Source organism: Roseateles saccharophilus, from assembly GCF_004342485.1.
Lineage (GTDB): Bacteria > Pseudomonadota > Gammaproteobacteria > Burkholderiales > Burkholderiaceae_C > Pelomonas > Pelomonas saccharophila.
Genome location: NZ_SMBU01000023.1, coordinates 45,621 through 70,770, shown reverse-complemented (window position 1 = coordinate 70,770; position 25,150 = coordinate 45,621). Strand labels below are relative to the sequence as shown.

Sequence of the window (25,150 nt, the reverse complement as noted above, 5' to 3'; positions counted from 1 at the left end):
GCGTAGGGGGTGGTCAATGAACCTGGCCCCACTCGGCTTCGAATTCCTGCACCAGGACCTGGTTGCTGAGCCGGTTCACCTCGGTCGGCACGCGCGCCATGTCGGGCGGGAAGTCCAGCAGCGCCGGCAGGCTCTTCACGCTCAGAAAGCGCAGCCCGGGCGGCAACTGGGTGGGCTGACGGAAGGGGCGGCGCGAGGCCAGCACGAAGCCCCATTCGCCGAAGCTCGGCACATGGGCGTGGTAAGGCGTCGTCGTCAGGCCGACGGACTCCAGCGTCGTCACGACGGTCCAGAAGCTGCGCCGCGCGATCAGCGGCGACGTGGTCTGCACGACGGCATAGCCGCCGGCACTGAGGTGCTGGTCGACCAGCTCGTAGAAGCTGGCCGTGTAGAGCTTGCCGAGGGCGAAGTTGGAGGGATCGGGGAAGTCGATGACGATGACGTCGAAGGTCTCGGCCTGCTGCTCCAGCCAGCCGAAGGCGTCGGCGTTGACGATGCGCAGCTTCGGCGAAGACAGCGAGTGGCCGTTCAGCGCGGCGAGCTTGGGGGTGTCGCGGAACAGCGCGGTCATCAGCGGGTCCAGTTCGACGAGGGTGACCTGCTCGACGCTCGGGTACTTCAGGATCTCGCGCACGGCCATGCCGTCGCCGCCGCCCAGCACCAGCACGCGCTTCGGAGCCCCCTGCGCGGCCATGGCCGGGTGAACCAGGGCCTCGTGGTAACGGTATTCGTCCTTGGAGTGGAACTGCAGATTGCCGTTCAGGAACAGGCGCGTGCCGGCGCGGCCGTCGGTGATGACGATGCGCTGGTAGGGGCTGCTCTGCTTGAAGACGATGTGCTCGCCGTAGAAGCGCTCCTCGGCCCAGCTCGTCAGGTGCTCGGCGCCCAGCAGCGCGGCGAGCAGCAGCAGGCCAGACAGCAGGCAGGCCGCCATGTGCGCCGGGCGCCCGCGCAGCTCGGCGCGGAACAGCCACAGCGCCCAGACGGCGACGACCACGTTGAGCAGGCCGAAGGCGATGCCGGTGCGCACCAGGCCGAGCTGCGGCACCAGCACGAGGGGGAAGGCCAGCGCCACGAGCAGGGCGCCGAGGTAGTCGAAGGTCAGCACTTGCGAGACCAGGTCCTTCAGGCCGTAGCGGTGGCTGAAGTGGCGCTTCAGGATGCGCATCACCAGCGGGATCTCCAGCCCCACCAGCGTGCCCACGAGCAGCACCAGCGCGTAGAGCAGTACGCGGAAGGCCGTGCCCTCGCCGGGCGGCAGCAGGCTGTGCACGGCGAACAGCGCCGCCGGCATCAGCCCGCCGACGACGCCCACCAGCAGCTCCACCTGCAGGAAGACGCCGACGAGCTGGCGCTCGATGAAGCGCGACAGCCAGGAGCCCAGGCCCATCGCGAACAGATAGACGCCGATGACGGTGGAGAACTGCAGCACCGAGTCGCCCAGCAGATAGCTCGCCAGCGCGCCCGCGGCCAGCTCGTAGACCAGGCCGCAGGCGGCGATGACGAAGACGCTGGCGAGCAGCAGCAACTCGGCCAACGATACGGAGGTCGGCCTGCCGCCTTGCGTGCGTGCGGCCAAAGGCGATCCTGGCATGGGCTCGGGCGCGTGTTCCTGGTGTTGATTCATTGGCTCAGGGTTCTCAGGCGTTCCATGACGAGTCCTGTACGTTCCGGCTCGACGATCAAGCCCGGCAGCACGTTTGTGAAGTCCGGGCTTTTCAGCAGTCGGGCCAGGGCCGTGCCCACGGCCTGCCGCAGTTCGGCGGGGGCGGCGGCGAACTCCTCGGCGAGCTCCTCGCGCCCGTCAACGATGTTCAACACATCCTCGAAGTCATGGCTGCTCAGGACGTCGCCGCCACCTCGGCTGGCAAAGGCTTCCAGCTTGGTTGCCACGAAGGCCACGGCGCTCACCAGCCGAATCGCCACGCCTTGGCCCAGGTCCACCGACACGGCCGTCTCTACCGCATAGGGATACCAGCGGTTGGAAAAGCCCAGTACCTCCGGCTGCACGGGCATCAGGTCGAAGAGCACCCCCGACGCCTTGTGCACCCAGCGGCAGATCACGTCGCTGCCGACGTCGCGCTCAAACCCTCGCGCTGCCACCGCTTTCTCGATGCGATGGAACAAGACCCGGTTGGCATTCACCACCGCATCCACGTCGCGGGTGGCGCGCACGGGGGCTGCCAGTGGGTCGGTCACCAACAGGCCGGCCACGGCACCACCGACAAACACCACTTGCTCCCGCAATTCGCCCAGCGCCTCTGCGATGCGGCGCAGATAGGGCAGGTTGGGGTCATCGGCCCGCATCGGCAGCTCCCGGATCGAACTTCATCAATTCGGCCTGCATCAGCTTGGCGGCCAGGTTGCGCTCGCGTGCACGCCCGATGCGCAGGCCGTCCAGCAGGGCCAGCAGGCGATGCAGCGCCGGGTCGGTCAGCGCAGCCTGCGGTGCCGTCCGGTAAATGGGGGGCAGCGTGGGGCCCTTGGCTTTGCCGGTGGCGTGGGCCCACACAGGTGCTTCCCCCGGAGCCACCGTCATCTGACTGGCCAGGGGTTCAGCGCCGAAGGCCGTCGGTACGCCGCGCTTGACCGGCCCGGACGTCGCCGGCCAGATGTAGCGCACACCGTGCAACATGAACTCCAGCAGGTTCGGCCTGACCGGCGACCACTCGCCACGCGCAGGGGCAACCGCCAGGCCGGAGGCGACAGCGCGTCTCACGCTCGCATGGGCCTCCGATGCGCTCATCGACAGGGCTTCGCCCAGCGCGGCATAGGTCCAGCGCTGAGGAGGATGCGCTGCCACCTTCAGCAGCACCAGCAGGTCTTGAGGCTTGAGGTCCATCGATGGGTCATATTCGCCATTCGCGAATTGCGAATATCGCTGATGGAACTGCGCTTGGCAAGCCGCCTGTCCATTGGCCTCGGCAGGCTGTCTAGAAACTCACCGGCAAGGGCAGGGCCTTGCTCCAGTGGAAGATGTCCCAGCCGGCGCGCAGGCCACCGGTCGTGAACGGGTCGGTCGCGATCAGTGCCTCGACCGCGGCCTTGTCCGCGGCACGCACGACCCACAGCGCGCCGACCGGCGTCGCCTCGGGCGACTCGCGCAGCGAGCCCGCCACGCGCAGCTGATCGCCCTGCGTGGCCACCCATTCGAGATGGTCCTGCAGCAGTTGCCTGCGCAGCTCGCCGGCGCCCGGCTTGTCGTGGAAGCGGATGGCGAATAGCGTCCAGTCCTCGTGCGCGTTGCGGGTCAGGGCGGCGAAATCGTGGGTGCTCATGCGGTTCAGGGTGTGCCCGTCGCCTCGCGCCAGCGCATCGCGTCGTGGATGCGGTGGCGGGTGCTCGGGTGGTGGAAGAAGACGAACTCCTCGAAGGGGCCGGGGTCGGCCTTGCGGTATTCCACCAGACGCAGCTGGGCCTCGGCAAAGCCGTGCGGCTCACGTGACAGGTTCAGGCCGAATTTGTCCGCCTCGGCCTCCTGCACACGGGTGATGCTGTTGTTGATGGGCGTCGCCAGCGTGAGGAAGAGCGAGAACACGGCGGCCAGCATCGGCAGGCCGGCCACGTCGTCGATGCGGCTGACGCCGGTCGTGCCGGCAAAGCGGCGCAGCAGCCGGCTCATCGCCCATTGCATGAGGGCGAAGCCGACGAAGAGCAGCGGCGTCAGCATGGCCAGGGTCTTGGCCATGTGGTTCATTACATAGTGGCCGAGCTCGTGGCCCATGACGGCGCGGATCTCGGCCTCGCTGGTGCGGCGCAGCAGGTTGTCGTTCAGGCGCACGGCGGCCGTGCCGAACAGGCCGGCCACGTTGGCGCTGATGCGCGTCGTCTGGCGCGAGGCGTCGAACACAAAGACGTTGTCCACCGGTACGCCGTCGGCATGGGCCATCTGCAGCACGGCCGACTTGATGGGGCCGTCCTCGATGGGCTTGTAGGTGTTGAAGAGGGGCTCGATCAGCACGGGCGAGATCGCGATGATGAGGGCCAGCATCGCCATGCCGGCGGCGGTACCCCAGATCCACCAGCGCGCGCCGGCGCGGCGGATGACCGCGTACAGGCCGGCGACGACCAGGGCCATCAGCGCCATGTTGACGGCCTGCATCAGCAGCGCCTCGCCCAGCCAGGCGACCAAGGTCTGCGTCGACATGCCATAGGCCTGCTCGCGCCACCAGTCCTCGTAGATGGACAGCGGCAGCGTCAGCAGCGCCGACAGGCCGCCGTAGGCGGCGCCGAACAGCATGTCGCGCCGCACCGGGCCGCGGCCGATGCGCTGGGCCCAGTCGCGCAGCCGCGCGGCGCGCCGGCCCGACATCAGCACGGCCGCGACGGCCAGGCCAGCCAGCAGGTTCCACAACTGCAGCCAGTAGCCGCCGGTGTAGTAGGCGTCGGACCTGGCGACCACGTCGGCCGGCAGCCGGTCCATATAGGCCTGGGTCGCGGCGTCGGCATTGCGGGGCAGCGCGGCGCGCCAGGCGTCGTCGACGGGGCGGATCTTGAAACCCGAAGCCTGGGCTGCCGCGTCGGCCTTCTGGGCCTGGTTGGTGTCAGCGGCGGTGGCCGCATGGCCCAGCGTCAGGCCGAGGCCCAGGGTGATCGCGGCAAGCGCGGTCGACCAGTTCTTCATGGAGTTCTCCTGGTGTTGAAGCGGCGCGATTGTGGTGACGCGCCTCACCGCAGGAGACACGGTGCGACGGGCTGCGTGCAGCGGGGGATGGGCGGCGTCAGCGCCCGATGGCCGGTTCAGCCATGGATGGCCGGTTCAGCCATGGATGGCCGCAGCGACGATGTTGCCGATGGACAGGCACATCGCGCCGACGACGATGGCCAGGGCCACGTTCTTGCGCTCGACCAGTTCCTCCCACAGCTTGTAGGGCGTGAGCAGGTCGACGAGGACGAAGGCGATCCAGAAGATGGCGACGCCGATGACGGCGTACATCGTCGAGCCGAGGACGACTTCGGGCTTGAGCCAATCGAGGGTCATGTTGATCTCCTTGGGGCCTGTCAGCGGGCCCTATTTGTGGCCGCCGCCACCGCTGCTGAAGCCGCCATAGCTGCCGCCGCCGTTGCCGACGTAGACGCCGCTGCCGCGCGAGGCGGCGCGGCACTGGCGGTATTCGTTGCTGTTCTCGCCGAAGCTGTCCTTGTACTGCTGGCAGTCGTCGCTGGAGCAGGCGCGCAGCAGCGCGAACAGCAGCACGATCAGGAAGAGGCCGACGACGATGTTGCGCAGCAGCTTGCCGCCGCTGCTGAAGGCCGAGGCGTCGCGCGCAAACTGCGCGGCCGGCGCGGAAAGGCCGAAGCCCCTCTGCACGATCTCGGCAGGCAGCGGCCGGCCGCCGCTCCAGGTGATCTCGGGGCCCTGCTGTTCGCGGCTCAGCAGGTACTGGCCGTCGCCGGTAACGAAGTCGGCAACCTGCACATGGTCTTCTAGCCGCACCGGCCAGTAGAACTCGCCCAGCACATGGGTCGTCTTGGCGCCGTAGACCCAGCGCTGCCCATAGCTGCGGCCCTGCCAGGCGACGCCGCCGTGCGCCGGTGCGGGCGCGCCGGTCAGCGTGCGCACCAGGCTCCAGCCCTCGCGTGTGTCGACCAGGAAGGCAAAGCCCGCCAGGCGGTTGTAGAGCAGGTATTCGCGCCAGAAGCTCTGCTCGTCGTCGGCGTCCTCGGGGATGTCGCAACGCTCCTGGTAGCCGACGACGGTCCAGGGCAGGGGCTTGTCGCCGTCGAAGGCCAGCGTGCCGGTGCGGCCGAGCGGGATCAGCGGCTCGCGCCCGGGGCTCTGGGCGACGAAGCCCAGGGCCTTGGCGTCGCCTTCCGGCAGGTCGACGACCGCATGGCATTGCCCGCAGGTCATGCTCCGGGTCTGCGAAAGCTTGGGTTCGAGCGGCGCGCCGCAGTTGGGGCAGGCGATGCTGCGGCCGGCAAACTTCGCCTCGGCGATGGACTCGCCCTCCGCCGTCGTGCGCAGGCCCTGCAGCGCCAGCTCGGCCAGCTGCACGGCGCGGCCGACGGACCAGATCGGCGGTCCGGTCTCGGCGTATTCCAGCGTGCCGACCTCGCCCTGCACGTTGCGGACTTCGACGACGCGGCCGGCCTGGGGCGGCCGCGGCAGTTCGCCCTCGGCCGCGCGCAGGGCCGCATCGACGACGGCGGCCACCTGCCAGCGCTGGCCGGCCAGCGTCAGCGGCAGGCCGACGCCGGGCGCCTCGGGCGGCCGTTCGGCCAGCGGCACCTCCAGGCTAATGACGAACTGGCCGTTGTCCTCGCTGAGCCAGGCAACGCGCGCAGCCTCGCCGCCGGTGTCGAACAACAGATGCCATTCGTTCCAGTTGCCCAGCTCGGAGCCGCGCTGCACGCGGCCCACGACGCTGAAGCCGGCGCCCATCCAGCGCCCGGTGCTGCCCAGCTGCAGCGGCGAGTAGTCCTCGAAGATCTCGGCGCTCTGCCCGATGCGGCTCAGCGTGTCGCCGCTGCGCAGCAGCGTGCTGCGGCAGAAGCCGCAGACGGCGCTCGCCGACGCTGCGCTGGCGAACTCGACCGGCGCGCCGCAGTTGGGGCAGGCGGCGCGCCAGCGGCGCTGAGCTTGTTCAGCCAAGCTTCTTCAGGAGGTCCGCTTTTTTGGCGGCGAATTCCTCGTCGGTCAGGATGCCCTTGGCCTTGAGGTCGCCGAGCTTCTCCAGCAGGGCCACGATGTCGTCAGGCCGGCTGGCCGTCGGGGCGGGGGCCGCGGCGCCGACGCCCGCCAGGCCCTGGCCCAGCGTCTGTGCCAGTGTCTGGCCCAGGGCCACGCCGGCGCCCAGGCCCACGGCCTCGCCGGCGATGCCGCTGCCGCCAGCGCCTACGCCCTTGGCCATCTCGGGCAGGGCCTGGGCTGCCTGGTACTGCATGAACTGGCCCATGTTCTGGCCGATGATGCCCATGCCGATGCGCTGGTCGAGGATCTTCTGCAGCTCCTCGGGCAGGGACACGTTCTGCATCGTCACCGACAGCAGCTCCAGGCCCAGGGCCTGGAAGGCGGGTGCGGTGGCGGCCTGAAGCGCGGCGGCGAACTCGACCTGGTTGGCAGCCAGGTCCAGGAAGGGCGTGCCGCTGCTGGCGACCGCGTCGCTGATGTGCTGCAGCATCAGGCCGCGCAGCTGGCCTTCCAGGTCGGCCACCGTGTAGCGCTCGCGCGTGCCGGAGATCTGGCTGTGGAAGGCCTTGGCGTCCTGGATGCGGTAGGCGTAGTTGCCGAAGGCGCGCAGGCGTACGGCACCGAAGTCCTTGTCGCGGATGGCGACCGGCTGGCTGGTGCCCCAGCGCTGGTCGATCTGCTGACGGGTGCTGAAGAAGTAGACGTCGCTCTTGAAGGGCGACTCGAAGAGCTTGTCCCAGTTCTTCAGATAGGTCAGCACCGGCAGGGTCTGCGTCGTCAGCCGGTGCGTGCCGGGGCCGAAGACGTCGGCCACCTGGCCTTCGTTGACGAAGACGGCGACCTGGGATTCGCGCACGACGAGCTGGCCGCCGTTCTGGATTTCCATGTCGGCCATCGGGAAGCGCCAGGCCAGCGTGCCGTCACCATCCTCGGTCCACTGGATGATGTCGATGAACTGTTTCTTGATGAAATCCATCAGGGCCATGGCGTTTCCTGCGTGCGTTCGGGAGAAATGGGCTCAAGTATCCGGCGGCGGCGGGGTGCTCTGCCCCCCAAACAGGTGAATCTCACCGCGCGCCGAGGTGAGAATCTGTGACATGCCAAGAGTTTGCATCCAGGCCGGGGACTTTGACCTCGGCGCAGAAACCGCCCAGTTGCGCGCCGCCGATGGTGGCGTGGGCGCCGTCGTCGCCTTCGTCGGCACCGTGCGCGAGCACAGCAGCGGCGCGGCCGTGTCGGCGATGGAGCTGGAGCACTACCCCGGCATGACCGAGGCGGCCATCGAGGCCATGGTGGATGCGGCCTTCGCCCGCTTCGACATCCGTGCGGCCCGGGTCATCCACCGCGTCGGCACGCTGCAGGCGCGCGACCAGATCGTGCTCGTGCTGGTCACCAGCGCCCACCGCGGACAGGCCTTCCAGGCCTGCGAATTCCTGATGGACTACCTGAAGACCCAGGCCCCATTCTGGAAGAAGGAGCACACGCCCGACGGCGCCCAGTGGGTGGACGCCCGCGTGGCCGACGACGAGGCAGCTGCGCGCTGGGGCATCGCGGCGGGGAATGCATCTTGAACGCCGTCGCCGTTTCCATCGGCGCCGCGCTGGGCGCCCTGACGCGCTGGCAGGCCGGCATGTTGTTCAACACCCGCTGGGCGGGCTTCCCGCTCGGCACGTTGCTGGTCAATCTGGTTGGCGGGTTGCTGATCGGCGTCGCGCTGGAATGGTTTGGCCGCCAGCCCAATGAGGTGCTGAAGCTGCTGCTCGTGACCGGCTTCCTGGGTGGGCTGACGACCTTCTCGGCCTTTTCGGGCGAATCGCTGACCCTGCTGCGCCATGGTGCCTTTGGGATGGCGCTGGCCCATACGATGGCCCATGTGCTGGGCTCGCTGTTCGCCGCGTGGCTGGGCATGCGATTGGTGCAGGCGTTGATCTAACGCAACTTGAAAAGCGCCAACGGGCGCCCACTTGGCTTCGCAACCGGAGGAAAAGGGCCTGTTAACGCTACGGGAGCAGGCCGCGTTGTGACCAGAAAGCCCGCGAGCAAGGCGCAAACCGGAGCCGGGTTGGCTACCCGGCGAGGATTTGCAACGCCGCGCGCGGGCTTTCTGGTCACAACCCGAAGGGAAGGCCATCTGCCAGGGGCCACTCGGCGTTGCGCCGCTGGCCCGCATATCGATGCGGGCGGCGCGTTGCGCCTTGATTGGCCCCTGGCAGATGGCCTTCGCGACCTACTCCCGTAGCGTTAACAGACCCTACACCATGCGTGCCGACAAGTTCACCACCCGCTTCCAGGAGGCCCTGGGCGAGGCCCAGAGCCTGGCCCTGAGCCGCGACAACCCCTACATCGAGCCTGCCCACGTGCTGTCGGCCATGCTGGCCCAAGACGAGGGCCCGCGCGCGCTGCTGGAGCGCGCCGGCGTCAAGGTGGCGCCGTTGAAGACGGCGCTGGACGGCCTGATTGCCGGCCTGCCCCAGGTCAGCGGCGCCGGCCAGCAGGTGCAGGCCGGGCGCGACCTGGTCGCGCTGCTGCAGGCGGCCGAGAAGGAGGCCAACAAGCGGGGCGACCAGTTCATCGCCAGCGAGATGTTCCTGCTCGCGCTGGCCGACGCCAAGACCGACCTCGCCGGCGTGGCCCGCGGCCATGGCCTGAACCGCAAGGCGCTGGAGGCCGCCATCCAGGCGGTGCGAGGCGGCCAGAAGGTCGACTCGGCCGAGGCCGAGGGCCAGCGCGAGGCGTTGAAGAAATACACGCTGGACCTGACCGAGCGTGCCCGCCTGGGCAAGCTCGACCCGGTCATCGGCCGCGACGAGGAGATCCGCCGCGCCATCCAGGTTCTGCAGCGCCGCAGCAAGAACAATCCCGTCTTGATCGGCGAGCCGGGCGTTGGCAAGACGGCCATCGTCGAGGGCCTGGCCCAGCGCATCGTCAACGGTGAGGTGCCCGATTCACTGAAGAACAAGCGCGTGCTGGTGCTGGACATGGCCCTGCTGCTGGCCGGCGCCAAGTACCGCGGCGACTTCGAGGAGCGCCTCAAGGGCGTGCTGAAGGAAGTGGCCCAGGACGAAGGCCAGACCATCCTCTTCATCGACGAGATCCACACGATGGTCGGCGCCGGCAAGGCCGAGGGCGCCATCGACGCGGGCAATATGCTGAAGCCGGCGCTGGCGCGCGGCGAGTTGCACTGCATCGGCGCGACCACGCTGGACGAATACCGCAAATACGTCGAGAAGGACGCTGCGCTCGAGCGCCGCTTCCAGAAGGTGCTGGTCGACGAGCCCAGCGTGGAGGCGACCATCGCCATCCTGCGCGGCCTGCAGGAAAAGTACGAGGTGCACCATGGCGTGGAGATCACCGATCCGGCCATCGTCGCCGCGGCCGAGCTGAGCCACCGCTACATCACCGACCGCTTCCTGCCCGACAAGGCCATCGACCTCATCGACGAGGCCGCGGCCAAGATCAAGATCGAGATCGACTCCAAGCCCGAGGCCATGGACCGCCTCGACCGCCGCATGATCCAGCTGAAGATCGAGCGCGAGGCGGTGCGCAAGGAGAAGGACGAGGGCTCGGTCAAGCGCTTCGCGCTGATCGAAGAGGAACTGCTGAAGCTGCAGCGCGAGTACAACGACCTGGAAGAGATCTGGACCGCCGAGAAGGCCCAGGCCCAGGGCTCGGCTCACGTCAAGGAAGAGATCGACCGCATCCGCCAGCAGATCGAGGAACTCAAGCGCAAGGGCGACTTCAACAAGGTCGCCGAGCTGCAGTACGGCCGCCTGCCCGAGCTGGAGAAGCAGCTCAAGGAGGCCCAGGCGAAAGAAGCTGGTAAGGCCGGCAAGCCGGGCCGGCCGCAGCTGCTGCGCACGCTGGTGGGCGCCGAGGAGATCGCCGAGGTCGTGGCGCGCGCCACCGGCATCCCGGTGTCCAAGCTGATGCAGGGCGAGCGCGAGAAGCTGCTGCAGATGGAAGGCAGGCTCCACGAGCGCGTGGTCGGCCAGGACGAGGCCATCCAGGCCGTGTCCGACGCCATCCGCCGTTCGCGCGCCGGCCTGTCCGACCCGAACCGGCCGCTGGGCTCCTTCCTGTTCCTCGGCCCCACGGGCGTCGGCAAGACCGAGCTGTGCAAGGCGCTGGCCGGCTTCCTGTTCGACAGCGAAGACCACATGGTGCGCATCGACATGAGCGAGTTCATGGAGAAGCATTCGGTGAGCCGCCTGATCGGCGCGCCGCCCGGCTATGTCGGCTACGAGGAAGGCGGCACGCTGACCGAGGCCGTGCGGCGCAAGCCCTATTCGGTGCTGCTGCTCGACGAGGTCGAGAAGGCCCACCCGGACGTCTTCAATGTGCTGCTGCAGGTGCTGGACGACGGCCGCCTGACCGACGGCCAGGGCCGCACGGTGGACTTCAAGAACACCGTCATCGTGATGACGTCCAACCTCGGTTCGCAGCACATCATGGCGCTGTCGGGCGAGAGCGACGAGGTCATCCGCGAGGCGGTGTGGGGCGAGGTCAAGAGCCACTTCCGGCCCGAGTTCCTGAACCGCATCGACGAGACCGTGATCTTCCATGCGCTGGGTGCCGATCACATCAAGTCCATCGCCAGGATCCAGCTGCGCCAGCTCGAGGCGCGCCTGGACAAGCTGGAGATGAAGCTCGATGTCAGCGAGGCGGCGCTGGACGAACTGGCCAAGGTCGGCTTCGACCCGGTGTTCGGCGCGCGGCCGCTGAAGCGGGCCATCCAGCAGCGCGTCGAGAACCCGCTGTCCAAGCTGATCCTCGAAGGCAAGTTCGGCCCGAAGGACGTGATCCCGGTCAATGTCGAGGGCGGGGAGTTCTCGTTCGGCCGAGTCGTTCACTGACACCGAGCAACGGTAGAGTTGGGGAATGGCGAGCCCATTCCTGACCCGGAGACAGTGCTGCATCGCGGGCGCCGTGGCGTTGACTGCGGGTGCCCGCGCCGCCGACTCTCCCGTCGTCTTCGAGCCCAGCATCCGGATCTCGACGCTGGCGCTGGAGTCCGACCCGACCAGCCAGCTGGCGGCCAAGGTGATGCTGGAGGCCTACCGGCGCATGGGCATGGAGGCCGATATCGTGTCCATGCCCGGCGAGCGCTCACTCGTCAGCGCGAACGCGGGCGAGACCGATGCCGAGCTGTATCGCAAGGCGGGCATGGAAAAGACCTACCCCAACCTCGTCATGGTCCCGGTGCCGGTGGCGAGCTATGAGGTCGTTGCCTTCGTGCCCAGCCATTCGGTGCTCAGCGTCAATGGCTGGGCGTCGCTGCAGGCGCTACGCATGGCCTTCGTCAAGGGCATCAAGGTGATCGAGGAGAACACCGGCGGCATGCAGGTGGTGCCGGTAGCCAGCCTGCAGCAGGCCTTCGGCATGCTGGATAGGGGGCGCGTCGATGTGGTGTTGGCCAACCGCATTTCCGGCCTGGCGACGTTGCGCTCCATGAAGCTGACCGGCATTGAGCCGCGTCCGCAGCCGCTGGCGTCGTTCCCGGTGTTCCATTACGTGAACGTCAGCCGCCAGGCCTTGCTGCCCAAGCTCAGCCAGGTGCTGCAGGACATGACCCGGGAGCGCTGGATCCAGCACGCCCAGGACGAGATCATCAGCCGGTATTGAACCCCCGAGAACCTGTTCAAGGTCTCCTCATGGTGCCCTGGGCTGCTTTGCCCTTCGGGTTGCCCCGCAAAAACAGCGTCTGCGGCGTTGCAAGCCTTGCAGGCCGCGCCAAGCCAGAGGCTTGGCCCTTCGCCAGGCACGGGCAGGCCACCTGGCCTGCCCGTGTCCGGGCTCAGCCTCGCCGGGCCACCAGCCCGTCTCCGGTTTGCGCCTTGCAGCCCCTGCTTTTGCGGTGCAACGGGCGCCATGAGGAGACCTTGAACAGGTTCTGAACTACCACTTGGAGCGGTGGTCCTCGGTGACACCGAGCAGGTCGCGGACCTCGCGCAGTGGCGCCCCCGGCGCGGCACGCACCGTGCCCGCAAAGCTGCCGATGGGCTGGATGTAGTGGCTGGCGGCCACGAGCAGGTTGCGGTCCTCGGCGCGCGCGCCCTCGGGCGTGAAGACCAGGTCCAGCAGGCCGTCGTCGGTACGCACATGCCAGGGGTCGAGGGGCCGCGCGGCGTCGAAGTCGAAGTGCGCCGCGCCCAGCGCGATGGGCCGGCCGTCCAGCCACAGCACGTTCTCCTGGTTGCCGAAATAGCCCTGCTGCAGATTGAAGCCCACGTCCGGCCGGTGCGCACTGGCCCAGCGCCAGGCGGTGTTGCGGGCCAGCAGGCCGTTGGACGCGTCGACCGCGGCCCAGGCGCCGTCGAGGTCGAAGCGCCGGCCCTCGGCCTCGGCCCAGCCGAGCACGGCCAGCGCCGTCGTCTTCTGCGTCGCGTGCGCGATACCGCCTTCGATGGGGCCGACGGCCAGCAGCGGCGGCGCCATTGCCTCCAGGTCCAACTGGGCCTCGATGCGCAGCGTGCGCGTGCGCACATGCAGCAGCAGGCTGTCGTCGGACTGATGGCGCAGCTCCAGCCGCGCGCCGGGGCCGCGGAAGCAGGCGCGCGCCTCGGCCAGCGGTGCGTCGGACACCTGGGCCTGCAGGCCCGGCAGGCCGTCCTGGCTCCAGTCGGCCAGCAGGTGGCGGCGCTGGCGGTCGAAGAGGTAGGCGAAGGCCGTGCAGGTCCAGCCGACGTCGACGATGGCCAGGCCGATGAAGACGCGCTCGTCGCCGAGGCCGACGTAGTGCCAGCGCTTGTGGTGCAGGCGGCGCCACAGCCAGGAGCGCCGCTCGGCGAGGCCGGTCCAGTCGAAGCGGGCGATGCGGCCGGCATAGCGGCCATGGGCGGGTTGTCCGTCGTGGCGGACGATGGAGTCGGGAATTGCGGAGTTCATCGGGTCGGGCGCCGCTGCTGCCTGCGCCATTGAAGAGGGGCCTGGCCGGTCCATTGCCGGAAGGCGCGCGTGAAGGCACTCTGTTCGGAATAGCCGAGCAGCAGGGCCACCTCGGCCAGCTCGACGTTGGGGTCGCGCAGATAGGCCTCGGCCAATTGCTGGCGGGTCTGCGACAGCAGGCGCTGGAAGCCGTGGCCCTGCTCGGTCAGCCGGCGCTGCAGGCTGCGCGGGCTCATCTGCAGGCTGTGGGCCAGGTCGGGCAACCGCGTGCGGCCGCTGCGGATCAGGCCGACCAGGGCTTGGCGCCAGACGCCCACCGGCTCGCTGACCGCGGCCACCTGCTGCAGCAGGCGTTCGGCCTGCTCGTCGAGCAGGGCGAGCAGGGCGGCGTCGGCGCCGCGCAGCGGCAGGGCCAGGTCGTGGGCGGCCAGCACGACGCGGGTGCTGGGCTGGTCGAAGCGCACCCGGCCGCCGAAGAAGTCCTCGTAGGGGCGCACGTCGGCCGGGCGGCGGTTGACGAAGTCCACGGCCAGCGCGCGCAGCGGCTCGGCCGTGAATTCGCGCGTCAGCTGCACCAGGGCCGCGATGGCGGTCTCGTCCACCAGCGCACCCGGCCGGCCGCGCTCCACGCCCCACTCGATGCACAGGCCCTCGGCACAGGGGCGCAGCTGGGCGACGTTGGCGTCGTAGACCGAGCGGTGGTAGCGCTCCAGCCGCTGCAGCGCCTCGGCCAGCGTGCCGCAGGCCAGGGCCGCGAAGCCGACGACGCCGAAGTGGCGCGGCGCGATGCCGCGCGCCAGCCGCAGTGGGAAGGTGGCCTTGGGGCCGGGGTCGAGGTCGCGCGCCTTCTCCAGCAGCGCCTGCCAGCGCCGCATCGCGACGAAGGTCTCGCTGGCCGCGGGCGGCTCGCCCAGCGCGTCGGCGCGCCCGAGCGCCGCCATGTGCTCGAAGAGCAGCTGGGCATAGCTGGCGGCGACGCGGGTGTCATCCATGGGCGGGCGATCATCCCGCAGCGGCCGGCCCCTCTCGCTGGGGTTCACCCCAGCCCTGGCGCGATCCGTCAAAAACCTGGGTTTCGCCGTCAAGATGCCGCGGCGATTTGGGATCAAGATGCTGTCCATGGACTGGCTGCTCGACCTCTACCACCACCACTTCGACTGGCGCGACCTGACGCTGGTCATGCTGTCGCCGATCTTCGCCGTCTTCATCGCGATGGAGGCCTGGCGCTTGCGCAAGACCGGCGTCTTCGACCTCCGGGACAGCTTTGACAGCATGAACAGCGGCGGCAGCTATCTCGTCGCCGACCTGATCCTGCTCGTCGTCCTCGTGCTGCCGGCAATGGGCTGGGTCTACGAGCATCGCCTGTTCACGGTCGAAGTGACGCCGCTGCGCTTCGTCGGCCTGTTCCTGTTCGTCGAGTTCCTGTACTACGGCTTCCACCGCGGCAGCCACCGCATCCGCTGGTTCTGGTGCGCCCACGTCGTGCACCACGGCTCGGAGAAGATGAACTTCGGTACCGCGCTGCGCCAGAGCTGGTTCTATCCCATCGCCGGTAACTGGCTGTTCTACCTGCCGGCCGTGTTTCTCGGCTTCGAGCCGCGCTGGGTGCTGTTCGCGCTATCGCTGAACCTGGGCTACCAGTTCTTCGTGCACACGACCTGGGTGAACAAGATGCCGGCCTGGTTCGAGTTCATCTTCAACACGCCCTCGCACCATCGCGCCCACCATGGCCGCAACGCGCAGTACATCGACAAGAACTTCGGCGGCATGCTGATCGTCTTCGACCGCCTCTTCGGCAGCTTCGTGCCCGAGCGGGAGCCGGTGGACTATGGCCTGGAGCATCCCTTCCCCACGCACAACCTGTTCTGGCTCAATGCCCACGAATGGCGCGCGATGTTCCACGACATGGCCCAGGAAAAGACCTGGGGCATGCGCCTGGCCCACTTGTGGAAACCGCCGGAGTGGCGGCGCCATGGCAACGGGTTTCAGGGCTGAGCGGGCTGCAGGTACTTGGCCAGGAAGGCTTCCATGCGCTGCGCGAAGTCCACCCGGTTCTTCAGCAGCGCGAAACCGTGGCCTTCGCCGGGATAGGTCACCCAGAGCGGCTCGTTGCCGGCCTCGCGCAGGGCCTTGCGCAGGCGCTCGCCGTGGGCCAGCGGCACGCGGCGGTCGTCCTCGCCGAAGGCCAGCAGCAGCGGTGCCTTGATGTGCGCGGCCTGCTTGACCGGTGAGTTGGCGGCGATCATGGTCGCGTCCTTTTCCGGGTCGCCCACCAACTCGGGCAGGCCGTACTGGCGGCCGGTTTTGCTGATGTCGTCCGTGACCCACCAGGAGCCACTGAGGTAGAGGTCCAGGTCGGCCAGCGCCACCCAGGCCACGCCGCAGCGATAGAGGTCGGGGTCCTTGATGAGGCCCATCAGCGTGCTGTAGCCGCCATAGCTGGCGCCGGCGATGCAGGCCTTGTCGCTGGCGATGCCCTGTGCCCGGGCCCAGCGCAGTGCGTCGGCCACGTCGTCCTGCATGGCCTGGCCGAACTGCCTGAAGCCGGCGCGGAAATGCGCGTCGCCGTAGCCGGTGCTGCCGCGCATCTCGGGCTCGATGACGACATAGCCCCGCGAGGCCAGGAACTGGGCGTCGGCATGCCAGCTCCATTCGCTGCCACGCACCCAGGGGCCGCCGTGAACAAGGACGACGGCCGGCAACGGGCCCTTGGCCGCGGGGCTCTTCGTGACCCAGACCGGCAGATCGCTGCCGTCGCGGGCCTTGATGCGCTGCAGGTCCAGCGAGGCCATCTGCTCGGGCTTGACGCCCTCGCGCACCGGGCCGATCGCGCGCCAGTTCTTCTCGCCCTCGGCCGGGCTGGCCTGGAAGAGGTAGAGCCGACCCGGGTCGCGGTCGCTGTAGCTGCGCACCAGGGCCACCATGTCCGGTGCAGCGCAGCGCCTGCAATCGATCTGGTTGATGCGGCCCGGGAAGAGCCGGTCGGCGCGCTGCTGCAGTGCCTTCATCGCGTCGTCGAACCAGACCGTCGTCTGGCCATCGACGCGCAGGCGCACGCCCAGCAGGCGGCCCGCGTCGTCGGTGATGAGCTGGCCATCGAAGTCGAAGCCTGGCGCCGTGACCAGTGGTTTGGTCTCGGGCGCGTGGTGTTCGAAGTCGTAACGCGACAGCACCGCGTAGCGCTGCGGGCCCTCGGTGCGCGTCACGTAAAGCCCGCCGGCGTCGTCTGTCGCGACGATGCCGAAGGGCACGGCGAGCAGGTCGCTGTCATAGAGTTGCGACCAACCCGTGGCTCCCGGCGCATGCCAGTAGGCGGCCTGGCGGCCCTTGTACTGCGTGAACGCGACGCGCGGCTCGCCGTGGGCGTCGACCAGCCAGTGCACGGTATGGGCTGGAGGGTCGAAATAGGCGTCGCGACTGCGGCCGGTGCGCGTGTTCAGCCACATCGGCGTCTGCACATGCTCGTCGTCCAGTGCGACATGGGCCACCAGCACCTCGCCGTTGGCGGCAGCGGCGCGTGGCGTTGGCACGCTCAGCAGCCAGTGGTTCCAGTCCAGCAGGCGCTCATCGTCGGTGTCGCCATTGTTGATGAAAGGCTTGTACATGCGGCGCACGAGCTGGCGGAGCTTGCTGCCGTCGGCGTTGACGGCGAACAGGCCTGGCGCGGTGGACCGCCCGCTGCCTTCCGACGAATCGACGACGCCAAAGACCAGCCTGTCCTCGTCGACCCATTGCACGCGCCAGACATCGCCGTCGGCGAACTGGGCGACGCGCTTGAGTTGGCCGCCGGGATTGAGGTCGAAGACGACGAGGCCGGCGCGCTGGGCGCCCTTGGCCGACGTGATTGCCAGGCGCTTTCCCGACGGCGACAGCACCGCTTCGGCGATGTCGGCATCCCTGTAGAACACCTCGGCCGGTGGCGGCGCGGCCTGCGCTGCACCCACGCCCAGCACGAGGCCAGCGAGGGCGCCGGCCCAGCATTTCAACGTCTTCATGATCCTCCCGGGTTGCGTCTTTGGTGGCGCGCAGCATAGGACAGGCGGCGGGAGTAGGCTGGGTCGCCGTCTCGGCAATCCTCACCCCGCGGCATGGCGCCCGGCGCTGCGGGACAATGCCCCGCCATGACTGCTGCTCCCCAGGACGACACGCCCGTCGTCATCATCGGCGCCGGCCTTGCCGGACTCACCGTGGCCTTGCACCTGGCCGACACCGTGCCCGTCGTCGTGCTCGCCAAGCGCGAGCTGACCGAGGCCGCCACGGCCTGGGCCCAGGGCGGCATCGTCGGCGTGCTCGGTGGCGACGACTCCATCGACAGCCATGTGCGCGACACCCAGGACGCCGGCGCCGGCCTCGTCGACGAAGCCACCGCCCGCTTCGTCGCCGAGCGCAGCGCCGCCGCGGTGGGCTGGCTGGTGGGGCAGGGCGTGCCCTTCACGCCCGATGACGACGGTCCGCTGGGCCTGCACCTCACGCGCGAGGGCGGCCATGCGGTGCGCCGCATCGCCCATGCGGCCGACGCGACCGGCAAGGCCATCCACGACCAGCTGCTGGCCGCGGCCCGCCGCCATCCCAACATCACGCTGCGCGAGCGCTGGATGGCGCTGGACCTGATCACCTCGCGCCACGCGCAGCGCGACGAGCCGCCACGTGTCTACGGCGCCTATGCGCTGGACATCGACGCCCAGCGCGTCGAGACCCTGGCTGCGCGCGCCGTCGTGCTGGCCACCGGCGGCGCCGGCAAGGTCTACCGCTACACGACCAACCCCGACACCTCCACCGGCGACGGCATCGCGATGGCCTGGCGGGCCGGCTGCCGGGTCGCGAACATGGAGTTCATCCAGTTCCACCCGACCTGCCTCTACCACCCGCAGGAGCGCAGCTTCCTGATCACCGAGGCGCTGCGCGGGGAGGGCGGCCATCTGAAGTTGCCGGACGGCACCCGCTTCATGGCCGCGCACGACGAGCGCATGGAGCTGGCGCCGCGCGACATCGTCGCCCGCGCCATCGACTTCGAGATGAAGAAGCACGGCCTGGACCATGTATGGCTGGACGCCACGCACCTGGGCGAGGCCTTCCTCATCGAGCATTTCCCGACCATCCACGCGCGCTGCCTGAAGCTGGGCATCGACATCGCGCGCCAGCCGATTCCCGTCGTGCCGGCCGTGCACTTCACCTGCGGTGGCGCCGTGACCGACCTGGCCGGCCGCTGCGATCTGCCGGGCCTCTATGCGGTGGGCGAAACCGGCTACACCGGCCTTCACGGCGCCAACCGGCTGGCCAGCAACTCGCTGCTGGAATGCGTCGTGCTCGGCCAGACCTGCGCGGCCGACATCCTCGGCCAGGCGCCGCAGGAACCGGCGCCGCTACCCGCCTGGGACGAAAGCCAGGTCGAGAACGCCGACGAGCAGGTCGTCATTGCCCACAACTGGGACGAGCTGCGCCTGCTGATGTGGAACTATGTCGGCATCGTGCGCACCACGAAGCGCCTGGAGCGGGCCCTGCACCGCATCGCGCTGCTGCGCAGCGAGATCGACGACTACTACGCCAACTTCCGCGTCACACGCGACCTGCTGGAGCTGCGCAACCTGGTGGACTGCGCCGAGCTGATCGTGCGCTCGGCCCTGATGCGCCACGAAAGCCGCGGCCTGCACTACAGCCGCGACTACCCGCAGACGCTGCCGGTGAGCTTCCCGACGGTGCTGATCAGCGAGCGGCGGAGGCGCTGAGCGCGGGCGCAGCGGTGCGAGCAGTCTTCTTGTCCGGTGCCTTCTGCGCCGAGCACTTCTCGTGCTCGCAGACCTTCTCCAGCGGCAGGTACTCTGCGTTGGGCATGTCAAACCATTGCACGACCTTCAAGTCCTGGCTGACGCGAAAGTGGTCAATGGCGGGGAAGGTCTTTGGGTCACCACCACATGAAGGTCGGTGGTTTTCGTGAACAGCGATATCGGTCCATCCAGGCTCGCAGGACCACTGGATATACGAGAGGCATTCTGGGCGTGTCCGGGTGCGATAAAGCTGCAATTCATCCAGCTTGCGCTCCAGCGCGGGTAGCGTTGGGCTGACGTCTCGCAACAGACGGCATTCAGCCTTGGCAGCATCGACCAGCACCAGCACCAGCACCAGCCCGACGGCCGCGTAGTGCAGCCACCGGGCTGACATGGCGCCGGCGGCGTTAGGCGCCAAGCGTCATTTCCTCGCCCTCAGCGCCGTGCGTGCCTGCACGAAGTTGAAGGCGTAGCCGACGGCCTCGCTGATGGCGGTGTCGATCTCCAGGCGCTCGTGCTCGGTCAGGTAGAAGCTGAAGTCCACCTCGTGGCGGATGTAGCGCGGAGGCAGGCGGTTCAGGGCCACGCAGGCGACGTCGCAGAGCAGGTCGTTGCTGGTCGCGATCTCGGGGTAGTCCTTGGATGCGTCCAGCACCGCCGCGAAGACTTCGCGCTCGTGGTGGTTGTAGAGGGAGCTGAAGTCGGCATTCATGGCGGGGCCTCGTGGGTGGCGGTTGCTCTGACGGATTTATAGCGCCCAAACGCGGGATCAAGCCGCCCCGATTCCCGGCGTCATGCCCGCGGCCTGTGAATTTCTCGCGGCGACGAAATCCAGCATGCGCTTGATGCAACCCTGGGCCTTCACGCGGATGGATTCGTCGACATGGATCTCGGGGCTGCCGCTTTCCAGGCAGTCGACCAGGTTGGCCAGGCCGTTCATCGCCATCCAGGGGCAGTGGGCGCAGCTCTTGCACGTCGCGGCGTTGCCGGCCGTGGGCGCCTCGATCAGCGTCTTGTGCGGCGCGAGCTGGCGCATGCGGTGCAGGATGCCGTTGTCGGTGGCGACGATGTACTCCTGCGCCTTGCCTTCGACGACGGCCTTGATCAGTGCCGACGTGGAGCCGACGACGTCGGCCTGCTCGACGACGCTCTTGGGCGACTCCGGGTGCACCAGGATCAGCGCGCCCGGGTGCTGCTCGCGCAGCAGCTGAAGTTCCAGGCCCTTGAACTCGTCGTGCACGATGCAGGCGCCGTTCCACATCAGCATGTCGGCGCCGGTCTGCTCCTGGATATAGCGGCCCAGGTGGCGGTCGGGCGCCCAGAGGATCTTCTGGCCCCTGGCATGCAGGTCGGCCACGATCTCCAGCGCGCAGGAACTGGTCACCATCCAGTCGGCGCGGGCCTTCACGGCGGCGCTGGTGTTGGCATAGACGACGACCTGGCGGTCGGGGTGGGCGTCGCAGAAGGCGGCGAAATCGTCCTCGGGGCAGCCCAGGTCCAGCGAGCAGGTGGCGTCCAGGTCGGGCATCAGCACCCGCTTCTCGGGGCTGAGGATCTTGGCCGTCTCGCCCATGAAGCGCACGCCGGCGACCACCAGGGTCTGCGCCGCGTGGTCGCGGCCGAAGCGGGCCATCTCCAGCGAGTCGGCCACGCAGCCGCCAGTGGCCAGGGCCAGGTCCTGCAGCGCGCCGTCCACGTAGTAATGGGCGACGAGGACGGCGTTGTGTTTTTGAAGCAGCGCCGCGGCGCGTTCGGCCAGCGCATTGCGCTCCGAGGGCGTGAGCGCCGGCGGGATCTTGGCCCAGGCGTGCGCGGTGGAGCAGCTGCCGGCAGCGTCCTGCCGGGTGTAGTCGAAAAGGGTCTGGGACATCTTGGCTTCGGCCGCGGCGAGATGGGCGCGGTTCCTGCCTCAAGTGTCGCGCAGAGCCGGGCGCCTGGCGCTGGCTCCGGTCCAAGCCCCCAGCTTCAGGGCAGGCGCAGCCGGTCACCCTCGTTGACCCGCACGGTGTTGCTCGGGTCGTTGCCCCAGCGGTAGGTCACGCTCAGCAGCTTGCGGCGGCCCGGCGCGGGGTCGACGCCGAACAGCTCGTTGCGCACCTCGGCCTCGAAGCGCTCGCTGCGCAGCTGGGCGCGCAGGGCCTGGGTCACGTCGGCCCAGCGGCCTTCGATGCCGTAGCTGGCGCTCTCGATGACGAGGCGGCCCGCGGGCGGGCGCGCCGGCCCCCAGTCGCCGCCGTCCCAGCCGACGAACTGCGCGCCGTCCACCCAGGCGTTCTCGGGGTATTCGAAGCTGCGCTCGTGGCCGCTGCGGTCGAGCGCGACGATGCGCAGGCGCTTGGTCTGGCCCGGGTCGGGGTCGATGCCGAAGCTGTCGTTGCCCATGCGAAAGCGCTGGTCGCGCCGCGCCAGCTCGCGCAGGCGCTCGGTCACGTCCACCTCGCGGCGGCGGGTGCCATAGGTGGCGTACAGGATGCTGAACTCGCCTTCGTCGCGGCGCTCCCCGCGCCGCTCGCCGCCATGCCAGCCGCGCCTGTCGCCGTCGCCGCGGCCCCAGTCGCCGCCGCCCCAGCCGATGAACTGGGCGCCGTCGATCCAGTCGTATTCCCGGTACTCGAAGGTGCGCTCCTGGCCCTGGCGGTCGCGGGCGAAGATGCGCAGCGTCTTGGTGCGGCCCGGGTCGGGGTCCACGCCGAAGAGTTCGTTGGTCAGCTTGAAGCGCCGGTCCTGGCGGGCCAGGTCGCGCAGGCGGTCGGTCACATCGACATGGCCACGCTCGGTGCCGTAGCGCGCGTGCAGGATGACGAACTCGCCATCGTCATCGGCGCGGGCGGGCAAGGCCAGGCCGGCCAGCAGGCCGGCGAGCAGGGCGCTGCCGGTGCCCAGGGTCAGGTCACGTCTGTTCATTCGGGGTCTCCGGGTCTGATCGGGCAGATCGTCGCATGCAGGCTGCGGCAGGCCGGGCCGGCTCAGGCCTCCGCGAAGAACCGGCTCGGCGGCATGCCCACCGTCCGCGTGACCATGGCCGTGAAGGCGCTGGCGCTGGCATAGCCCAGCTCGGTGGCGATATGGCTCATTGGCCGGCCGCGCGCGGCCAGCGTCAGCGCATGGGCCAGCAGCAGCTGCGAGCGCCACTGCGCGAAGCTGGTGCCCAGCTGCTCGCGGAACAGCCGGGAGAGCGTGCGCGGGCTGGCGCCGGCCTCCGCGGCCCATTCGTCCAGACCGGCGTGGCGGCCGGGTTCGCGCAGCATGGCCTCGCAGAGCCGGCGCAGGCGGGCGTCCTGGGGCAGGGCGACGCCCAGGGCCAGCGGCCGGGCGCGCCTGAGCTCGATGAGGACGAGCTGCTCGATGCCGTGGCGGCGCGCGCGGTCCTCGCCGTCCTCGGGCGGCGGCGGGTCGGGCACGGCCGGCAGGGCCAGCACCAGTTCGCGCAGCAGCGGCGACACCTCCAGCACACGGCCCGCCTGCCAGGCCTCGCCGGCCAGCAGGCCGGGGCCGACGTAGAGGGTGCGCAGGTCGCACCGCTCGATGGCCGTCACCGCGTGGACGAGGCCGGGCGGGATCCATACCGCCCGCGACGGCGGCACGCTGTAGGTGGAGGCCTCGGTGTTCACGCGCACCGCCCCCGTCATCGAGAACACGAGCTGGCCCCAGTCATGGCGGTGGGGCTGGATGTCGGTCTGGTGTTCGAGCACGCGCGACTTGGCGCGCAGCGGGCGCTCCGGCGTGGGCGCGAAGCGCTCGGGCGAGAAGGACGGAAAGCTCTTGCGGCCGGACATGGCTGGATTTCGACAGAACTTGACGAACCATCGTAACTGAGCCGACGCCGCCCTGCCTAAAGTGACTCGAATGGACACCGCCCTCGCTACCCCCTTCGATGCCGGCCAGCAGCGCCGGCGCGACGTCACGACGATCTCGACCATCGGCGTCGCGCATGGCACATCGCACTTCTTCCACATGCTGCTGCCGCCGCTGTTCCCGGCCTTCATCCAGGCCTTCGGCCTGAGTTATTCGGAACTGGGCCTGCTGGTGACGACCTTCTTCGTCATCTCGGGCGCGGGCCAGGCGCTGTCGGGCTTCATCGTCGACCGCATCGGCGCGCGGCCGGTGCTGTTCGCGGCGATGGCGAGCTTCTTCCTCGCCTCCGTCGCCGCCGGCCTGGCCCAGGGCTTCGGCGGGCTGATGCTGGCGGCGGCGCTGGCCGGCGTCGGCAACGCGCCCTTCCACCCGGCCGACTTCACCATCCTGAACAAGCGCGTGTCGCAGCCGCGCCTGGGCCATGCCTTCTCGGTGCATGGCATCAGCGGCAACCTCGGCTGGGCGGTCGCGCCGGTGTTCTCCATCGGCATCGCCGAGGCCACGGGCAACTGGCGCTTCGCTTACGTCGGCACGGCCGCGGTGGCGCTGGCGGTGATGGCTCTGCTGTTCTGGCAGCGCTCGGCCATCGACGACCGCCAGGGCTCCTGGGGCCATGCCAAGCCCGCCGCCGGGGCCAAGGAGGAGCACCCGATGGCCTTCCTGAAGCTGCCCTCGGTGTGGCTGTGCTTCTCCTTCTTCTTCTGGACCACGGCGGCGCTGTCGGCCATCCAGAGCTTCGCCAGCCCAGCCCTGCACCAGATCTACGGCCTGCCGCTGGCGCTGACGGCCTATGTCGTGACCGGCTACATGCTGGCGGGGGCGGCCGGCATGGTCTGCGGCGGCTTCCTGGTCGCGCGGGCCGAGAGGCTGGAGCGCACCATCGCCTTCGCGATGGCCTTTGCCGCGGCCCTGCTGCTGCTGACGGCCACCGGCTGGCTGCCGGGTGGCCTAGCCGCGGTGGTCGCGGCACTGGCCGGCTTCGGCACCGGTCTGGCCGGCCCCTCGCGCGACATGCTGATCAAGCGCGCCGCGCCGCCCGGAGCGACGGGCCGCGTCTACGGCACCGTGTACTCGGGCCTGGACATCGGCTTCGCGCTGGCCGCGCCGGTGTTCGGCGCCATCCTCGACCACGGCATGCCGCGCGGCGTCTTCGCCGGCTCGGCGGCGGCACTGGTGATGGGCATCGCATCGGCCGGCTTGGTGGGGCTGGGGCTCACGCGCAAGCCCGCCGTGGCGGCCGCGGCCTGAGGCGCCAAACGGGCTCGTCTTGGCCCAGAATCCGGCCACCTAAACATCGAGGTGGCCTATGAAGCAATACGGTGCAGAGTTCCTGGGTACGTTCTGGCTCGTGCTGGGCGGTTGTGGCAGTGCGGTGCTGGCGGCCGCGTTTCCGAACGTGGGCATCGGCCTGCATGGCGTCGCGCTGGCCTTCGGCCTGACGGTGCTGACGATGGCCTTCGCCATCGGTCACATCTCAGGCTGCCATCTCAACCCGGCCGTCTCCGTCGGCCTGTGGGCCGGCGGGCGCTTCCCGGCGTCCAAGCTCCTGCCCTATATCGTCGCGCAGGTGCTCGGCGCCATCGCGGCGGCCGGCGTGCTCTACGTCATCGCCAGCGGCGCGCCGGGCTTCGACGTGTCCAAGGGCTTTGCCTCCAACGGCTATGGCGCGCACTCGCCCGGCGGCTACTCGATGCTGGCCGCCCTGGTCACCGAGGTGGTCATGACCATGTTCTTCCTGCTGGTCATCCTGGGCGCGACGGACAAGCGTGCGCCGGCGGGCTTCGCGCCCATCGCCATCGGCCTTTGCCTGACCCTGATCCACCTGATCAGCATCCCGGTCACCAACACCTCGGTCAATCCGGCGCGCAGCACCGGCGTGGCCCTGTTCGTGGGCGACTGGGCGGTGAGCCAGCTGTGGCTGTTCTGGCTCGCGCCCATCGTCGGCGCGCTGCTGGGCGCCGCCGCCTACCGGGCCATTGCCGGCGAAGAGCGCTGAAACCCCCTGCGGGGG

General features: G+C 69.3%; 24 protein-coding genes. 8 read left to right on the top strand and 16 right to left on the bottom strand.

From position 1 onward, the window contains the following. Positions 1-13 precede the first annotated feature (13 nt). The 8 genes from EV671_RS17560 to EV671_RS17525 form a co-directional block, all read right to left on the bottom strand. Entirely contained in the window at positions 14-1,594 is a 1,581-nt protein-coding gene (locus EV671_RS17560) for a polyamine aminopropyltransferase (RefSeq protein ID WP_132574134.1), read from the bottom strand. Between the two features lie 29 nt (positions 1,595-1,623). Then, complete coding sequence (locus EV671_RS17555; protein ID WP_132574095.1) at positions 1,624-2,307, bottom strand: nucleotidyl transferase AbiEii/AbiGii toxin family protein; 684 nt, start codon at positions 2,305-2,307, stop codon at positions 1,624-1,626. Beyond that, positions 2,294-2,842 (bottom strand): MarR family transcriptional regulator, encoded by a 549-nt coding sequence (locus tag EV671_RS17550; protein WP_132574093.1) that lies wholly within the window; start codon positions 2,840-2,842, stop codon positions 2,294-2,296. The genes EV671_RS17555 and EV671_RS17550 overlap by 14 nt, the downstream gene beginning before the upstream one ends. A gap of 91 nt (positions 2,843-2,933) precedes the next feature. Continuing rightward, a complete protein-coding gene (locus tag EV671_RS17545; RefSeq protein ID WP_132574091.1) occupies positions 2,934-3,278 on the bottom strand; it encodes a YciI family protein in 345 nt (114 codons plus the stop codon). Between the two features lie 5 nt (positions 3,279-3,283). Further along, entirely contained in the window at positions 3,284-4,624 is a 1,341-nt protein-coding gene (locus EV671_RS17540; protein WP_132574089.1) for a M48 family metallopeptidase, read from the bottom strand. 135 nt (positions 4,625-4,759) lie between these two features. Further along, a complete protein-coding gene (locus tag EV671_RS17535; protein ID WP_132574087.1) occupies positions 4,760-4,981 on the bottom strand; it encodes a DUF350 domain-containing protein in 222 nt (73 codons plus the stop codon). Positions 4,982-5,011: 30 nt separating this feature from the next. After that, entirely contained in the window at positions 5,012-6,595 is a 1,584-nt protein-coding gene (locus tag EV671_RS17530) for a DUF4178 domain-containing protein (protein ID WP_132574085.1), read from the bottom strand. Next, the gene (locus EV671_RS17525) at positions 6,588-7,619 is read right to left on the bottom strand and encodes an SPFH domain-containing protein (RefSeq protein ID WP_132574083.1); all 1,032 of its coding nucleotides are present in this window, start codon (positions 7,617-7,619) and stop codon (positions 6,588-6,590) included. Before EV671_RS17525 ends, EV671_RS17530 begins: the two co-directional genes overlap by 8 nt. 112 nt (positions 7,620-7,731) lie before the next feature. On the opposite strand from EV671_RS17525, the gene EV671_RS17520 reads away from it, so the two are divergent. The 4 genes from EV671_RS17520 (at position 7,732) to EV671_RS17505 (ending at position 12,256) form a co-directional block, all read left to right on the top strand. Next, positions 7,732-8,205, top strand: coding sequence for a molybdenum cofactor biosynthesis protein MoaE (locus EV671_RS17520; RefSeq protein WP_132574081.1), 474 nt, complete (start codon positions 7,732-7,734; stop codon positions 8,203-8,205). Continuing rightward, a complete protein-coding gene (gene crcB / locus EV671_RS17515) occupies positions 8,202-8,567 on the top strand; it encodes a fluoride efflux transporter CrcB (RefSeq protein ID WP_338139942.1) in 366 nt (121 codons plus the stop codon). The genes EV671_RS17520 and crcB overlap by 4 nt, the downstream gene beginning before the upstream one ends. Positions 8,568-8,892: 325 nt before the next feature. Next, the gene (gene clpB, locus EV671_RS17510; protein WP_132574079.1) at positions 8,893-11,487 is read left to right on the top strand and encodes an ATP-dependent chaperone ClpB; all 2,595 of its coding nucleotides are present in this window, start codon (positions 8,893-8,895) and stop codon (positions 11,485-11,487) included. 25 nt (positions 11,488-11,512) lie between these two features. Then, a complete protein-coding gene (locus tag EV671_RS17505; RefSeq protein ID WP_132574077.1) occupies positions 11,513-12,256 on the top strand; it encodes a substrate-binding periplasmic protein in 744 nt (247 codons plus the stop codon). A gap of 273 nt (positions 12,257-12,529) precedes the next feature. On the opposite strand, the gene EV671_RS17500 is transcribed toward EV671_RS17505, so the two are convergent. Beyond that, positions 12,530-13,519 carry a DUF2804 domain-containing protein gene (locus EV671_RS17500; RefSeq protein WP_132574075.1) on the bottom strand — a complete coding sequence of 330 codons (990 nt, stop codon included), beginning with the start codon at positions 13,517-13,519 and terminating at the stop codon, positions 12,530-12,532. Next, on the bottom strand, positions 13,516-14,511 hold the full coding sequence (locus tag EV671_RS27810; protein ID WP_165917627.1) for an AraC family transcriptional regulator: 996 nt from the start codon (positions 14,509-14,511) through the stop codon (positions 13,516-13,518). Before EV671_RS27810 ends, EV671_RS17500 begins: the two co-directional genes overlap by 4 nt. A gap of 127 nt (positions 14,512-14,638) precedes the next feature. On the opposite strand from EV671_RS27810, the gene EV671_RS17490 reads away from it, so the two are divergent. After that, the gene (locus EV671_RS17490) at positions 14,639-15,514 is read left to right on the top strand and encodes a sterol desaturase family protein (protein WP_132574071.1); all 876 of its coding nucleotides are present in this window, start codon (positions 14,639-14,641) and stop codon (positions 15,512-15,514) included. On the opposite strand, the gene EV671_RS17485 is transcribed toward EV671_RS17490, so the two are convergent. Next, the gene (locus EV671_RS17485; RefSeq protein WP_132574069.1) at positions 15,505-17,514 is read right to left on the bottom strand and encodes a S9 family peptidase; all 2,010 of its coding nucleotides are present in this window, start codon (positions 17,512-17,514) and stop codon (positions 15,505-15,507) included. The two genes, EV671_RS17490 and EV671_RS17485, sit on opposite strands and share 10 nt — an antisense overlap. A 126-nt stretch (positions 17,515-17,640) precedes the next feature. On the opposite strand from EV671_RS17485, the gene nadB reads away from it, so the two are divergent. After that, positions 17,641-19,245 (top strand): L-aspartate oxidase, encoded by a 1,605-nt coding sequence (gene nadB / locus EV671_RS17480; protein ID WP_132574067.1) that lies wholly within the window; start codon positions 17,641-17,643, stop codon positions 19,243-19,245. Here nadB and EV671_RS17475 read toward each other — a convergent pair. From EV671_RS17475 to EV671_RS17455, 5 genes are all read right to left on the bottom strand, one after another. After that, on the bottom strand, positions 19,223-19,702 hold the full coding sequence (locus EV671_RS17475) for a hypothetical protein (RefSeq protein WP_132574065.1): 480 nt from the start codon (positions 19,700-19,702) through the stop codon (positions 19,223-19,225). The genes nadB and EV671_RS17475 overlap by 23 nt on opposite strands. Positions 19,703-19,705: 3 nt before the next feature. Then, the gene (locus EV671_RS17470; protein ID WP_132574063.1) at positions 19,706-19,996 is read right to left on the bottom strand and encodes a late competence development ComFB family protein; all 291 of its coding nucleotides are present in this window, start codon (positions 19,994-19,996) and stop codon (positions 19,706-19,708) included. A gap of 57 nt (positions 19,997-20,053) precedes the next feature. After that, complete coding sequence (gene nadA, locus EV671_RS17465) at positions 20,054-21,154, bottom strand: quinolinate synthase NadA (RefSeq protein WP_132574061.1); 1,101 nt, start codon at positions 21,152-21,154, stop codon at positions 20,054-20,056. Positions 21,155-21,249: 95 nt separating this feature from the next. After that, entirely contained in the window at positions 21,250-22,188 is a 939-nt protein-coding gene (locus EV671_RS17460) for an LIM domain-containing protein (protein WP_132574059.1), read from the bottom strand. 62 nt (positions 22,189-22,250) lie between these two features. Then, the gene (locus EV671_RS17455) at positions 22,251-23,060 is read right to left on the bottom strand and encodes an AraC family transcriptional regulator (RefSeq protein ID WP_132574057.1); all 810 of its coding nucleotides are present in this window, start codon (positions 23,058-23,060) and stop codon (positions 22,251-22,253) included. A 70-nt stretch (positions 23,061-23,130) separates the two neighbouring features. On the opposite strand from EV671_RS17455, the gene EV671_RS17450 reads away from it, so the two are divergent. Next, entirely contained in the window at positions 23,131-24,387 is a 1,257-nt protein-coding gene (locus EV671_RS17450; RefSeq protein ID WP_132574055.1) for an MFS transporter, read from the top strand. Between the two features lie 58 nt (positions 24,388-24,445). Further along, positions 24,446-25,135: an aquaporin Z gene (aqpZ, locus tag EV671_RS17445; RefSeq protein ID WP_132574053.1), complete on the top strand. Its 690-nt coding sequence runs from the start codon at positions 24,446-24,448 to the stop codon at positions 25,133-25,135. Positions 25,136-25,150 lie beyond the last annotated feature (15 nt).

Coding starts and splice junctions, on each gene's coding strand:
- EV671_RS17505 (WP_132574077.1), top strand. CDS start 11,513: ATGGCGAGCCCATTCCTGACCCGGAGACAGTGCTGCATCGCGGGCGCC.
- EV671_RS17555 (WP_132574095.1), bottom strand. CDS start 2,307: ATGCGGGCCGATGACCCCAACCTGCCCTATCTGCGCCGCATCGCAGAG.
- EV671_RS17525 (WP_132574083.1), bottom strand. CDS start 7,619: ATGGCCCTGATGGATTTCATCAAGAAACAGTTCATCGACATCATCCAG.
- EV671_RS17545 (WP_132574091.1), bottom strand. CDS start 3,278: ATGAGCACCCACGATTTCGCCGCCCTGACCCGCAACGCGCACGAGGAC.
- EV671_RS17455 (WP_132574057.1), bottom strand. CDS start 23,060: ATGTCCGGCCGCAAGAGCTTTCCGTCCTTCTCGCCCGAGCGCTTCGCG.
- EV671_RS17470 (WP_132574063.1), bottom strand. CDS start 19,996: ATGAATGCCGACTTCAGCTCCCTCTACAACCACCACGAGCGCGAAGTC.
- aqpZ (WP_132574053.1), top strand. CDS start 24,446: ATGAAGCAATACGGTGCAGAGTTCCTGGGTACGTTCTGGCTCGTGCTG.
- clpB (WP_132574079.1), top strand. CDS start 8,893: ATGCGTGCCGACAAGTTCACCACCCGCTTCCAGGAGGCCCTGGGCGAG.
- EV671_RS17550 (WP_132574093.1), bottom strand. CDS start 2,842: ATGGACCTCAAGCCTCAAGACCTGCTGGTGCTGCTGAAGGTGGCAGCG.
- EV671_RS17450 (WP_132574055.1), top strand. CDS start 23,131: ATGGACACCGCCCTCGCTACCCCCTTCGATGCCGGCCAGCAGCGCCGG.
- nadA (WP_132574061.1), bottom strand. CDS start 21,154: ATGTCCCAGACCCTTTTCGACTACACCCGGCAGGACGCTGCCGGCAGC.
- EV671_RS27810 (WP_165917627.1), bottom strand. CDS start 14,511: ATGGATGACACCCGCGTCGCCGCCAGCTATGCCCAGCTGCTCTTCGAG.
- EV671_RS17520 (WP_132574081.1), top strand. CDS start 7,732: ATGCCAAGAGTTTGCATCCAGGCCGGGGACTTTGACCTCGGCGCAGAA.
- EV671_RS17500 (WP_132574075.1), bottom strand. CDS start 13,519: ATGAACTCCGCAATTCCCGACTCCATCGTCCGCCACGACGGACAACCC.
- EV671_RS17490 (WP_132574071.1), top strand. CDS start 14,639: ATGGACTGGCTGCTCGACCTCTACCACCACCACTTCGACTGGCGCGAC.
- EV671_RS17560 (WP_132574134.1), bottom strand. CDS start 1,594: ATGCCAGGATCGCCTTTGGCCGCACGCACGCAAGGCGGCAGGCCGACC.
- EV671_RS17460 (WP_132574059.1), bottom strand. CDS start 22,188: ATGAACAGACGTGACCTGACCCTGGGCACCGGCAGCGCCCTGCTCGCC.
- EV671_RS17540 (WP_132574089.1), bottom strand. CDS start 4,624: ATGAAGAACTGGTCGACCGCGCTTGCCGCGATCACCCTGGGCCTCGGC.
- nadB (WP_132574067.1), top strand. CDS start 17,641: ATGACTGCTGCTCCCCAGGACGACACGCCCGTCGTCATCATCGGCGCC.
- EV671_RS17535 (WP_132574087.1), bottom strand. CDS start 4,981: ATGACCCTCGATTGGCTCAAGCCCGAAGTCGTCCTCGGCTCGACGATG.
- EV671_RS17485 (WP_132574069.1), bottom strand. CDS start 17,514: ATGAAGACGTTGAAATGCTGGGCCGGCGCCCTCGCTGGCCTCGTGCTG.